Genomic DNA, 12370 nt, shown 5'->3' with positions numbered 1-12370 from the left:
ATAGAAAACAAATTTTTTTTCATTAAAAAGCTTTATAGAAAAAATAAAAGCAAAATATGAAAATAAAATAAAAATTATTATTTATTTTCTATGTCTACCTTTTCTATTCAAAATCGACCAAGAACCATTTCAGGTGAAAGTACTCAAATCATCAAACTTGACCACAAGTACTCTGGTTTTGATCCGAGGTCCGTGCCTGCCATAAACTTAGAAGAGTTGAATTCAGGGATTTATGCTCTAAGACATTTAATGAATGCTCTACAATCAGAAAATACAAATGTTGCTTCTTTATTAAACCCGAACAATACGATCTTCCCAACCACAGAATCTTGGACACATTCAAAAAACTTGCTTCGACAAGCTAGCTCTCCAAGAGCGCCATCATCATTAAATCCTATGGATCTCATATCAGAAGCAGCTCTTGCTTTAGTTCGTATTATTGATGCAGGTCTAACCCAATTCGTGGACTCCGTCACTGAAATTGATCTCAATTCTTTATCCACTATATCCACAGTTCGTCAGTTAATGAAAAGCTACCTTGGTTTAACATCTCTAACACCTGAACAAGAAAAGGTTGTATTTGCTAGCTCCTTCATTCCTTCAGAAACAAATCTAATTGATCATGTAAAACAGGAAAAAGCTACTGAAATTCAAGCTAAACAAGACGAAATGAGAGCAGCATTAGAAGCTCAAGGGGTTTCTACTGAAGAAATCGAAGCAATACTAAAAGCATATCCTGATAGCTATGCTAAAGAATTCATCAAAGAGTTTATTGCAGAGCCTTTACGTATATATCGCACACAAGTCGGTGTGCCAATCACAAGCATGAATGAAAGTGCTATCCAAATCCTTCCTACACCTCCTACTATCACCCCTGACAATGTCAATGACGTCAACGGTATGATTACTCTAAGCTCCATTCTAAAAGCTATAGATGATGCTGTTAAACAAGCTCCTGCGCTTGCTGGGGACGAAGAAATCATTACTATGCTACAAACTTTGGTTCCTCTATCCAATAAGACTACTTTCACAACAGCCGAATTAAAAATTATTTACACAGCAACCCAACTTCCTAATACAAAAGCTTTAAAATATTACCTTACGAACAAACAAATTGCTGAGTATCGAGGAAAAATTACGACAGTGTATCAAACTGCAGTGCAAAATCTCTCTAGTACACAACGTGTAATCGAAAACAATCGGAAAATGTTAGAAGAACAACTCAGTATGTTCCAACAAGCACAAAATTGTTTTGTTACTTGGATTAGTCAAGCAAACGCGCTCAGGACAGGCATCACAAATAGCTATACTTCCTCTGTACTGACAACTTCTATGGAAATGTACGGAGGACTCCTTTGCCTTTCTTATATGTACGAGAGGTTATCTACTAGTGAAAAAGCAATTTTTGATAAGAGCGTAAATGACTATTTATCCACTCAAGTCATTAATAATGGTTCATGGGTAAACGGCTGGATTGCAAAAATGGCCGCGTATCAAGAACTAGCAGAATACTCTTTAGGAACAGCCGTAACGACTCAAGGTCAAATCAAAGCTTATCTACAAACACGTGGAAATGAGTTGAAAAACACGCGTCATTTTTTCCATGATATTGGTAATCAAATGTATAGCTTTGCTGATGACCCTGTATTCGGGAATTGTCTTTCATCAGTAAATGGTGTTATGCAACCCAATCTAGGCGGTTTTATTAAACAAGCCATGATCAATGTTGGAACCGTTAAAGGCGACTATGTAAGCAATGCGGAGAGAATCCTAAATCAATTTAACACCACTGCAGTCGCCCATATTTTACAACTACAATCACAAATAGCTGCTTTAAAACAGAAATCTGAGGAGTTAGACCCAGGAAAAGCCTCTTTCACAGAGAATCGCAAATTTGCTGTAGCTGCTTGGCTAACATCGGAAAGCTTAGGTAACGCGTTAATTGCTATGATTTTAAAGTCACAGCTACCGAAGCAAGAGGCTTTTTTAGAACCTTTGATCGAAGAAATTAACTTCAATAACATCGCAGCTAATGCCCTAAATAGCTTACTGCAGATTACAAATGAATTTGCTACTACTTCTGTCTACTATAGCTTCTCTTCCTATTTAGTTCAGAGTAAAACTGGAAATGATCTTTTTGCTGGAGATTACTATGAAACGCTTCTAGCTGCATCTAGAGAACGAGAGTATATTTATCGTGACACTGCTAGATGTAAACAAGCCATTGCCTTAGTCAATGAACTTCTCAAGAAAATTCAGGCTCTGCCTGGAGCTACCTCAGCACAAAAACAAGAAATGCTCAATGCAACAACTTACTATCAATACAGCTTATCAATTACTTTAAACCAGCTTACTGTTCTAGAATCTTTATTCGTTAATCTCAACATGACTCTTGTAACAAATAGCGGCAACTACGACAAAAGTATATTTAGAATTACTGGCTTTGATGACTGGATTCCTACTCTAGCTGCTTTAGAAAGTTTTCTAACTACTGGTTTCCCCAATATTAGTGCAACAGGTGGATTGGGTCCTTTATTTACCCAAGTACAATCGGATCAGCAAACTTATACTTCTCAAGGCCAGACACAGCAGCTCAACCTACAAAACCAAATGACAACCATCCAACAGGAATGGACGCTAGTGTCTACATCCATGCAAGTATTAAATGGTATTCTATCGCAGCTTGCTACTGCTATCTATCCCAATTAATTTCACGCCTAGGAGTTTTTTTACTTCTAAGGTTTTTTCTCCTTACTACTTATATATTATATGTCTGTATCTTAAGCAAATTACGAACAAGTATTCCCCTTATCTTCTGTTAAGAGTCAACTAAAGACCCTTAACAAGAATCATGCAGGAGGAAATCCAAAAAAAGAATAGAACTTGGAAAACGGTTCTTGACGTTCAAAGAAGCTATTGATTTTTCTAACCGAAGATCATTTTAATACTTGTAACGCCCTATTCAAAAAGACCTCGTCAAAGCATATAAAAATCTATCTAAACTATTAATTAAGTATTACTGAAGATAGGCAGAATATAGCGAACCAATATTGACCAGTACCTGCTGAATAAACGATGAGTTAGTTTCAAAGGAAAGTGTTTTGATTTCAGCTGCTGTCCTAGATCCTTCAGCAAACAAACTTTCTAATTTAGCTATGAACTTTTGCGTAGAGTCGTTAGAAATTTGTACATAAGGATAACCAAACTGTGGGGGCTTTGTAATTGCAGATGTAAGTTTTTGTTTGATTTCCTCATTATTAGCTTGGAAATTCGTTTTTATCATCTCCATGACAGACTCTAATGCCGACACTTGGCTATAGACATCACCAAGAGTGGAGCTATTTCTGGTGATCACTCTAGCAAGGGCTTGATCAGCCTTTTCTGATGATCCCCGAGTTTCTGTCTGTGTTCTGGGGACAGATCGTGTTAGGGCTGGGGTGCTTACATTATTTATTGTATCACGAACCATCTCATTTTGTCCGCGAGCATAGGCCCTGTTGATTGCTTTGTAGGCATCATAACCTGCAGATATCTGCGACTTATAACCAGAAACTGAAGACTTTGATGTCTTGTAAAGCTGCTTTACAGCTGATCCTATAGTACTTGCTTCAGCAGGAGCGACTCCTGCACTCACAACAGCAGCAGAAGCAATCTGTCCTAAAGCATTGAGTATGCCCTGTTGTTGCATCGCTTCATCCATGGCTCCTTGCAAAGCTTTTTCCGCATCTACTAAGGCTGCTGCCGTGCTGGTGTCCCCCGCTGCTTGCGCTGTTTGTGCTTGTGCCGCCAGTTCCTTCTGTGCAGCCTGGGAGTCAGGATTTTCCGTATTGAACATATGAATCATCTGACGGAACCCTGACATCAGAATCGAAACGCTCTCATTTGCAGCGTCATTTAGAAGCATAGAAACACGAAGGTTCCCAATAGTATTTCCGTGCTGCTGGGCAGTTCCAACTGTAGATCCTAGATTTGGAACTTCAGAACCATCTGAAGGTTTGATATTTTTAATATCCTTTTCAGCCTGAACTACTGTTCTCTGCGCATCTAGGAGAATAGGAGAGACAGGGAATTTTTTCAAAGCCTCAGCTATTTGTGTCTTAGCGTCCGCAATCGTTGCTTTAGCTGCCTCTACGTTGTTTAAACTGTTATTTCCTTTAGCATCTTCTACAGCGCCAGCAGCATTCTGTGCAGCAAAATACGCATTTTTAATTATATTGCCATCTTGCTCTATAAGTACAGTTGTAGTATCTGTCTCGTCAACCAGAGTTTGAGCAATTGCAGGGGTTTTCCCTGGGACTATTGGGCTATTCTGCATCTCTTCAAGCAATGTAGCGGCTTGCTCCTTGTTTGCTACAGATTGGAGCAGGGCAGCCTGCAAAAGATCAAAGGAAGTCAGTTTACCTAAAGAATCAAGAATATCTTTACTATCTGAAGCATATTTAGCTAATTGTGTAATCTGTGCACCAACTTGAATTGCACTTGCGTTCTTGCTTTCCCACTCTGCAGCAACTGCTTTTTCATCATCAGTAGATGCTGTATTCTTCATGTTAGTGACAGCATTCTGTAAGCTCACCAAAGCAGCCTTTACGTCATCCAGTGAGGTTGAGGTAAAGATCGTATTGTATGCTGTCTCTGCTTGACTCTTATAATCATCAAACGAGGGTGCACGAGCCGTGGGTGCAGTTGAACCAATGCTTGAAGCTCTGCCAGAAGGAGAGCTACTGAAAGCAACACTTAACCTATCGAGCAGGTTCATTAAAGCATTCCTTGCAGAACGTAAGAGACTCCATCGCCCTACAGACTCTGTCCTAGATGCTTCAGGCTTAGCCTCCGTACCTGCTATTTTTTGAGCTTCAGCACTCTTATTTGCTGCGCTAGATTCCAATCCTCGCGCAGAAAGATCTGCAGAAGTTGAGCGTTCTGTTTCGTCTATAGAACCTGGACCACCGATGGGATTAACCATAAAAACTCAAAAAATAATAAAACTCTTTAGCTTTATTATAAAAAAATAAAAAAAAGCTCACATTAATAATTAACGTGAGCCTATTTTTAAAGATTTTATTAAAAAAATTAAAATGCTGAAATTATACCAAGATCAAACTTCCGGAAAGTGAAGTCACTCCCAAGTCTCCTGTTTGCGGGTTTCGAGTAAGCTCCATAAGCTCTAAACGATAGGGAATCTGTGATGCCATACATATACAAAGCAGAAAATCCTTTATAATTCGTAAAACCATTGGCTTCTTTGGGATCGTAGTTAGCAGCAATAGCTTGGGCAAACCAAAACTTCAATAAATTACCACGACCAATACCTGAAATATCTATTTCTGGAACCGACAAAGCTTCAACATATTCATAACGTACTGTTGCCGACCAATCGCCAGCTTTTCTCAGTCCTCCTAAAGTCCCCCCAATAAACCAAGCCAGATTTTCTTTTTGATTTAGCGTGGTCTTAGTCGCCTTTGCTAAAGGATTCATTAAGAAAGCTCCATAAAGATAGAGAGGCTTTTTATTTCCGTTGATCCAAGGAATGCGACTATGCTTTCCGACGAGCCACTGCCAAACACAGTACTTATATTTCATAACATTTGTAGCAGCTTTCTCTGTTGAGGAGGTTTCTGAAGGAACAAAGGTATTCCAATCAACAACACTACATTTCACAAAAAACTGCTTAGGCAAACGATTGAGAATACCTTCTACAACCCAAGCATAATGTTTTTTTGTCATATTAACCACAAAAGGGCCTCCATGAACAATGACCTGATAAGGGTAGTTCTCAGAAAGTCGTCGTGTCCAATATAAATGCAGTCCGTCAAAATTACTTTGGAATTGCACTTCTGACTCAAAAAGATCTCCTAAACCAGAGCGTCCGATTTCCACAAAGAAGTCTGTACGTGTTTCAGGATTCTTATACAAACGATATCCTAGAAAGGCCCTATCGATATCGACCCCAGCTGCAGTGCTTTCTCCTCCTGCAATTGCCATCCAATTCATCTTTGAAGATAACCAATTCCTCTCGGCCCGATAATCAATATAGAGATAAAACTCACTACGATAACGATTTACTGGTAAAGGATTATACTTATCTTGATCCGAGGGTTTTTTTATATCCTCTCTGAAATACAACCACCGAGCTCTAACATCCCCCGCTATTCTTAAAACGCCATCTTGTTTTCGCGTTTCTACAAAGCCCCGTTTACCTAAGTATTCTTTTACTTCGTCTAAAGTTGTATAAGATTGACTTGTTCCTTTTTGTTCCGAGATAGGAAGTTCAGCGTATCCTGAAATTGTCAGGGCTAAAAGAATCACACTCGCGAACCATTGATATACCTGTTTTTTCATAGTATCCTTAGCATCAATATTAAGTGTAGAAACAGAAGATCAAGCAGGCCATCAAAACTAAAGCTAAAAGAAAGCGACTGAGATACAAGGAGCGAACACGATTAATTCTGATTGTCTTGCATTAAGTGTTGTCTTTGTAAAAGACCACGTTGTCCACGCCAGTATTCAAAAGAAGCCAAATTAATCAGATCTTCCACTCGAAGCAGTTTTGCAAAACCAAACAAAAAAGCCAAGAAAATGCCGCTCTCAGACAAAAAAGCAATAGCTTGAGCAGCTATCGATGATAGGGGCCAGGCAAGAGGTGTCAGGGGAGCTAAGAAAATTACATATGTAGTTTGGGTAAGGATATTTAAGCCTAAAGTAACCATACAAGCAAGTATTGTTGTCCCCATAACTTTTGTAGAACGCCGCATACTTTCCCAAAGTAGCTTAGAATACATAGGCAATCTTTTCGAGGAATAGTACCAAAGGAAATATAACTGTACCCAAGCAGTTATTGATGTTGCATAGGAAATACCTGAGACATCCTTTAAAACCCAACGACCTAAAATCAAACTTAGAACAATATTGGCCAAAGCAGTACCAATCCCTATAAAAAGCGGGACAGCATACTGCCGTTGTGCATAAAAAAGAACGGATACTAAAGGAGCCAAAGCCATAGGGATAATACTTGCACTGTAGCCTCGCAATACCCGAACAATGGCATAGACCGCACTTTGAGGAAAAAGTCCATGTTCATAAAGAACGCGCACTCCAGGTAAAGCTAGAAGCAATAGCCCCGTTGTCATAATAATCATTACGGACATTGTTAGGTTGAGAACGAACCTCATAAGTTCCAATCCTTTCTCATGATCTTCTCGTTGTACACAACGAGAAATTGCGGGGAGGAGAACGGTAAACACGCCAAATCCAAACAAATGTATGGGAAGTTGATAAATCTTTAAGGAATACATGAGATATAGAGGACCTATTTCATGTACATAGCGTGCTAAGCAAATATCAGAAAGAAGGTTGAGTTGAAATATGCTCGAAGTCAAAATTCCTAAAGACAAGGGAGCTAATAAAGCTCGAACACTATCGTGTTCTTCAGGAGGGGTCTTAGCACTCAATAGAAATTTCCATACTCCAGGAACAGTGATTAACCATTCAAAGAAAAAGCCAATAACTAGAGCAACTGACAAACCAATAATACGCTCTCTAGGATCGGAATGACGAGCAGCTATAACAAAGAAAATCCAAATGACATTTACAACTACCGGAGCTAATCCCACACCGAAAAATTTATTTTCACAGTGGAGCAAAGCACCGTTTACGTTATACATCATTAAGAAAATGCCACAGGGCAAGAGAATCATAGTAAGAAGAATAATATCATAGGTCCCCCCTTCAACGTATTGAAGAACCATCGCTAATATCACTTCAACAAATAGCGTAAATAAGATAGCACTGCCTTTAATCAATCTAGAGAAACGTCGGAAAAAAAACGCTGCACGATCTATACTTTGAGCACGGAGAAATTCAAAATGAGGAATGAAGGCTTGTTCTAAAATTAGCCCCCCTAAAATTTTTCTTAAGAAGAAAACAGTACGAAAACCCAACCAAAAAGCAGCCACAATTGGATCAGCTCCAAAATATGTTGCCATTGCAATTTCTCGAAATATCCCTGTAACACGACTACAGAAGGTTCCAGATAAAATATTAAAAATTGAACGAGCTAAGGAAACTTCGCTGTCTTTTTTGCTCATTAAACCGTTTTTCCCTCCATTCTTAAAACAATACTATCTCTTCGACACCCTCCCTCTGCTTTTTCAGACACCAAATTGCGAGCAGCTATTTCAAGCTAACAGAGCCTCTTTAGAAAGCTCAAAATTGCATTTTAAAAGCACGAGTATATTTTCATAACCTCTATGGTATCGAAATAGAAAGAAGCCTTTGTTTCATACCATTGTAAACGATACCTGTCAGCAGCTTTTTTCTATATAAAACTGAGACTTTCTTCTTATGAAAAATAGATTTTTATGAAAGTTTAAGAATTTTTGAATGATTCTTTAAAATATATTTTTTCTGTATCATGGCCAATACTACAGATTCAGTTTTGTTCGAAGCTCAAGAATATCAAATGTTGTATTAGAATACCCGTGAAAGTTATTACTAGAATTTTATCTAAATTGAAAAAATTAAAAGCACAATAAAGGAACTGTGTTTCTTCCGAAAATAAGTAGTTAGGAAGAGACCTTTAAGATTCTATGCACGTACTTCCTCCTCCAAACATTTCTTTATTAGGTGCTCACACCTCGACTGCTGGCGGGCTCAAAAATGCTATTTATGAAGGCCGCGATATCGGAGCTTCTACGGTTCAAATCTTTACAGCAAACCAAAGGCAGTGGCAAAGGCGAACCTTAAAACCAGAAGTCGTTAGAGACTTCAAAGAAGCGCTCAAAGAAACTGACCTTTCTTATATTATGAGTCATGCGGGATACCTGATCAATGCAGGCGCTCCCGATCCCATAATCTTAGAGAAAAGTCGTATAGGAATTTATCAAGAAATCGCGGATTGCATTACTTTAGGAATTTCTTTTGTTAATTTTCACCCCGGCGCTGCTCTTAAAAAATCTAAAGAAGAATGCCTTAATAAAATTATTGCTAGCTTTGGACAATCTGCTTCTTTATTTGATAATGCACCTTCTCTTGTTGTTTTATTGGAAACTACAGCAGGGCAGGGAACTTTAATTGGAAGCAACTTTGAAGAGTTGGGTTATCTCGTCCAAAACTTGAAGAATCGAATCCCCATTGGTGTCTGTGTAGATACATGTCATATTTTCGCTGCAGGCTACGATATTACCTCTCCAAAGGGCTGGGAACATGTTCTTAAGGAATTTGACCACCACATAGGTCTATCATATTTACGTGCCTTTCACCTTAATGATTCTATGTTTCCGTTAGGAGAAAACAAAGATCGCCATGCGCCTATTGGAAAGGGTTATATAGGTAAGGAATCTTTTAAATTTCTAATGACAAACGAACAAACTAAAAAAATTCCTAAGTATTTAGAAACTCCTGGCGGACCTGAAAATTGGGAAAAAGAAATTCGAGAACTTTTGAATTTTTCAAAAAATCGAGGATAATCGGGATATCTTTTAATTATAAAATTAATTTTATATGGAGAGAAATTCAAAAAAACGCCGTGCTGACAAACAGTCGGCGCTTTATAGAAAAGATTTCTAAATTAATTACAACTATGTTCTATGGGATAGGAACTCACAGACAACAGAAATATTGATAGGCAAAGGCAACTGAGCTTCTATTTGATCTTGCTCAGGAGATAAAAGTAATTCCCCTTTAAAGCCTGCCTTATCTAAAGAGATGTAGGAAGGCAGAGAGCTTTCATCCTTGCTTTCCAAGGCATCTTTTACAAATTGAAGTCGCTTTGACTTTTCTTTTAGAGAAATCTGCATCCCAGGACGAAGGAAGAAAGAACGTCTATCTACTCGTCGTCCGTTGACTAATACATGGCCGTGGGAAACAAGCTGTTGAGCAGCAAAAATTGTTTTTGCAAAGCCCATGCGGTAGACCATGTTATCAAGACGGCACTCAAATCTCTCGAGGAACATCTGAGTAACATTTCCTTGCTTATGTATAACTTCTTTGAAAGCCTTAACCAGCTGCTTCTCCATAATCATCCCATAGCAAGCTTTAAGCTTCTGTTTTTCTTCCAGTTGGAGTCCATAGTCAGACTTTTTCTTTCTCTGCATACCATGTTGACCTGGAGGATGAGGCTTCTTTAACAAAGGATTTCGACTTCTGCCAAAGATGTTCGCACCAAAACGTCTTGCCACTCTATTTTTAGGGCCACAATATCGAGCCATGTATTTCAGTCCTTATATTTAATCCTTGGAAATCATCAGTGCCCCTTAGTTTTTACTTTGGGGCAACCTTGGCACAATTTTACGAAGTTAAAGATGCGGGGTAAAATAAAAATAAAACGCACACTCATAACTTGACAAAATACCAAAGGGGATTTTAGTTCTAATGGCAATTTTCTACAATGCAATTATTTCTAAGATTATGTTAGAGTATTTATCATGGAAAAAAAATATTATGCGCTAGCCTATTACTATATTACTCATTTGGATAATCCACATGAAGAAATCGCTTTACACAAAGAGTTCTTAAAAAACTTAGATGTTTCTTGTCGTATTTACATTTCAGAGCAGGGTATCAACGGACAATTTAGTGGTTATGCATCCGATGCTGAGCTCTATATGCAATGGCTTAAAGAACGGCCTAAATTTGTCAATATTAAGTTTAAAATCCATCACATCAAAGAAAATATCTTTCCCAGGATTACAGTAAAGTATCGAAAAGAACTTGCTACTTTAGGGTATCCAGTAGACCTTTCCAAGCAAGCGAAACACATTTCGCCTCAAGAATGGCACGAGAAATTACAAGAAAATCGTTGTCTCATTTTAGATGTTAGAAATAATTATGAATGGAAAATCGGCCACTTTGATAACGCAACCCTCCCTAATATTCAAACTTTCAGAGAGTTTCCAGAGTATGCAGAGCAGCTTGTTCAGGAATGTGATCCCGAAACAACCCCTGTTATGATGTATTGTACTGGAGGAATTCGTTGTGAGCTTTACTCTCCAATTTTGTTAGAAAAAGGCTTTAAAGAAGTCTATCAACTTGACGATGGTGTTATTGCTTATGGACAACAAGTAGGAACGGGAAAGTGGTTGGGAAAACTATTTGTTTTTGATGATCGCCTAGCCATTCCGATTGATGAAAACGATCCTAATGTGACTCCCATAGCAGAATGTTGTCACTGTCACATTCCCTGTGATTTCTATTACAACTGCGCGAACACAGATTGTAATTTTCTATTTCTTTGTTGTGTTGAATGTATTCAAAAATATCAAGGATGTTGTTCTAAAGAATGCTCTCGAAGCCCTAGAGTTCGCAAATTCGATAGCTCGCGAGGAAACAAGCCTTTTCGACGTGCCCATTTGTGTGAAATCAAGGAAAACAACGAATCTACAAGTTGTTGTTTAATGTAGTGTGTATTTGAGGCTTTGTTTTTATATCTCCAAGTCTCGCGATGACTCATAAGGGAAAACAAGCCACAAATATCTCTAAAAAATTAGAGAAAGCTGGCTACATAAATCGCCCTATTTTCAGGATAATTCTCTAAATAACTTTTAATTTTCTATGACAAGAGTCACTACGTCTTGTTGATAATTTCCGTACCAATGATATCAGCATATTTGCGAGTAGGTTCTACAAATTGACTGTGCATAGGTTTTACTGTAGAAAGATAATAAGCTATTACATCATCTACATTATCCCCTCGTTCTTGAACATCTTGTACAAGACGGCGTAATATTCTTTCATCAGCATCGGTGTCTACAAAGATCCTAGTTGGTAAGATCTCTAAGTTCTTGATTTTCGAAATCTAAAACACCTTCTATAAGAATAACTTTAGCGGGATATATCGTTTCTGTTTGAAATCTATTATTTAGAGTAAAATCATAAATTGGAGCATGGACAATCTCGTTATTTTTTAAACGTTTTATATCTAACACCGACAAATCGTTATCAAAAACATTGGGATGATCATAATTTAATTGTGAACATTCTTTATGAGTAAAATCAAACGCATCTTTGTTAATTATCTTGGTAGATAACACTAATATCTTTACCAAAAATTTCTTTAATACTTTGAGTTAGGGTGGTTTTCCCTGCTCCAGAGCCCTCGGCAATTCCAATAATCATCATAAGCGTAAGCAACATAAAATTTTTCTCCATAGCTCTTCTCTCGTAATCAGCACGCAACAAAATACGGATAATCTGAAAGTTTAGTGATTTAAAAAAAGACAAAAAAAAGCAGAGTACCTAGAAATCTTTTTTTGTAATAAAGATTTTCCGATAAGGGTAAGGATACAATCCCCTCACCTCATTAGCTAGGAATAGTACATCTCGTCACACAAACAAACGAAGCGATCTTATACAAAATTTTAATTCGCGTATAGAC

General features: G+C 38.0%; 10 protein-coding genes. 3 read left to right on the top strand and 7 right to left on the bottom strand.

The window, feature by feature from the left end; translation table 11 throughout:
* The first annotated feature begins 90 nt into the window (after positions 1 to 90).
* Positions 91 to 2709 carry a CT620/CT621 family type III secretion system effector gene (locus tag CMV32_RS02765; protein WP_100934419.1) on the top strand — a complete coding sequence of 873 codons (2619 nt, stop codon included), beginning with the start codon at positions 91 to 93 and terminating at the stop codon, positions 2707 to 2709.
* 307 nt (positions 2710 to 3016) lie between these two features.
* Here the strand turns inward: CMV32_RS02765 and CMV32_RS02760 are convergent, their stop codons facing one another.
* From CMV32_RS02760 to CMV32_RS02750, 3 genes are all read right to left on the bottom strand, one after another.
* The gene (locus CMV32_RS02760) at positions 3017 to 4963 is read right to left on the bottom strand and encodes a hypothetical protein (protein ID WP_100934418.1); all 1947 of its coding nucleotides are present in this window, start codon (positions 4961 to 4963) and stop codon (positions 3017 to 3019) included.
* Positions 4964 to 5070: 107 nt separating this feature from the next.
* Positions 5071 to 6339 carry a hypothetical protein gene (locus CMV32_RS02755; protein WP_100934417.1) on the bottom strand — a complete coding sequence of 423 codons (1269 nt, stop codon included), beginning with the start codon at positions 6337 to 6339 and terminating at the stop codon, positions 5071 to 5073.
* A gap of 101 nt (positions 6340 to 6440) precedes the next feature.
* On the bottom strand, positions 6441 to 8084 hold the full coding sequence (locus tag CMV32_RS02750; protein WP_100934416.1) for a lipid II flippase MurJ: 1644 nt from the start codon (positions 8082 to 8084) through the stop codon (positions 6441 to 6443).
* Positions 8085 to 8585: 501 nt separating this feature from the next.
* On the opposite strand from CMV32_RS02750, the gene CMV32_RS02745 reads away from it, so the two are divergent.
* Positions 8586 to 9464, top strand: coding sequence for a deoxyribonuclease IV (locus tag CMV32_RS02745; protein WP_100934415.1), 879 nt, complete (start codon positions 8586 to 8588; stop codon positions 9462 to 9464).
* A gap of 111 nt (positions 9465 to 9575) precedes the next feature.
* On the opposite strand, the gene rpsD is transcribed toward CMV32_RS02745, so the two are convergent.
* Positions 9576 to 10205 carry a 30S ribosomal protein S4 gene (gene rpsD / locus CMV32_RS02740; protein WP_100934414.1) on the bottom strand — a complete coding sequence of 210 codons (630 nt, stop codon included), beginning with the start codon at positions 10203 to 10205 and terminating at the stop codon, positions 9576 to 9578.
* A gap of 216 nt (positions 10206 to 10421) precedes the next feature.
* Between rpsD and trhO the strand changes: the two genes are divergently transcribed.
* Complete coding sequence (gene trhO, locus CMV32_RS02735; RefSeq protein WP_100934413.1) at positions 10422 to 11396, top strand: oxygen-dependent tRNA uridine(34) hydroxylase TrhO; 975 nt, start codon at positions 10422 to 10424, stop codon at positions 11394 to 11396.
* Positions 11397 to 11560: 164 nt separating this feature from the next.
* Here trhO and CMV32_RS05685 read toward each other — a convergent pair whose 3' ends face one another.
* Genes CMV32_RS05685 through CMV32_RS05585 form a run of 3 tightly spaced genes read right to left on the bottom strand, consistent with a single transcriptional unit; the run spans position 11561 to position 12216 of the window.
* Complete coding sequence (locus CMV32_RS05685) at positions 11561 to 11722, bottom strand: nucleoside/nucleotide kinase family protein (protein WP_275051710.1); 162 nt, start codon at positions 11720 to 11722, stop codon at positions 11561 to 11563.
* Positions 11723 to 11753: 31 nt separating this feature from the next.
* Positions 11754 to 12026 carry a nucleoside/nucleotide kinase family protein gene (locus CMV32_RS05680; RefSeq protein ID WP_275051709.1) on the bottom strand — a complete coding sequence of 91 codons (273 nt, stop codon included), beginning with the start codon at positions 12024 to 12026 and terminating at the stop codon, positions 11754 to 11756.
* A complete protein-coding gene (locus tag CMV32_RS05585) occupies positions 12004 to 12216 on the bottom strand; it encodes a hypothetical protein (RefSeq protein WP_239923142.1) in 213 nt (70 codons plus the stop codon). The genes CMV32_RS05680 and CMV32_RS05585 overlap by 23 nt, the downstream gene beginning before the upstream one ends.
* Positions 12217 to 12370 lie beyond the last annotated feature (154 nt).

Source organism: Candidatus Chlamydia corallus, from assembly GCF_002817655.1.
GTDB lineage: Bacteria > Chlamydiota > Chlamydiia > Chlamydiales > Chlamydiaceae > Chlamydia > Chlamydia corallus.
This window is presented reverse-complemented; position numbering and strand designations above follow the sequence as displayed.

Coding starts and splice junctions, on each gene's coding strand:
- CMV32_RS02755 (WP_100934417.1), bottom strand. CDS start 6,339: ATGAAAAAACAGGTATATCAATGGTTCGCGAGTGTGATTCTTTTAGCC.
- CMV32_RS02750 (WP_100934416.1), bottom strand. CDS start 8,084: ATGAGCAAAAAAGACAGCGAAGTTTCCTTAGCTCGTTCAATTTTTAAT.
- CMV32_RS02765 (WP_100934419.1), top strand. CDS start 91: ATGTCTACCTTTTCTATTCAAAATCGACCAAGAACCATTTCAGGTGAA.
- rpsD (WP_100934414.1), bottom strand. CDS start 10,205: ATGGCTCGATATTGTGGCCCTAAAAATAGAGTGGCAAGACGTTTTGGT.
- trhO (WP_100934413.1), top strand. CDS start 10,422: ATGGAAAAAAAATATTATGCGCTAGCCTATTACTATATTACTCATTTG.
- CMV32_RS02745 (WP_100934415.1), top strand. CDS start 8,586: ATGCACGTACTTCCTCCTCCAAACATTTCTTTATTAGGTGCTCACACC.
- CMV32_RS02760 (WP_100934418.1), bottom strand. CDS start 4,963: ATGGTTAATCCCATCGGTGGTCCAGGTTCTATAGACGAAACAGAACGC.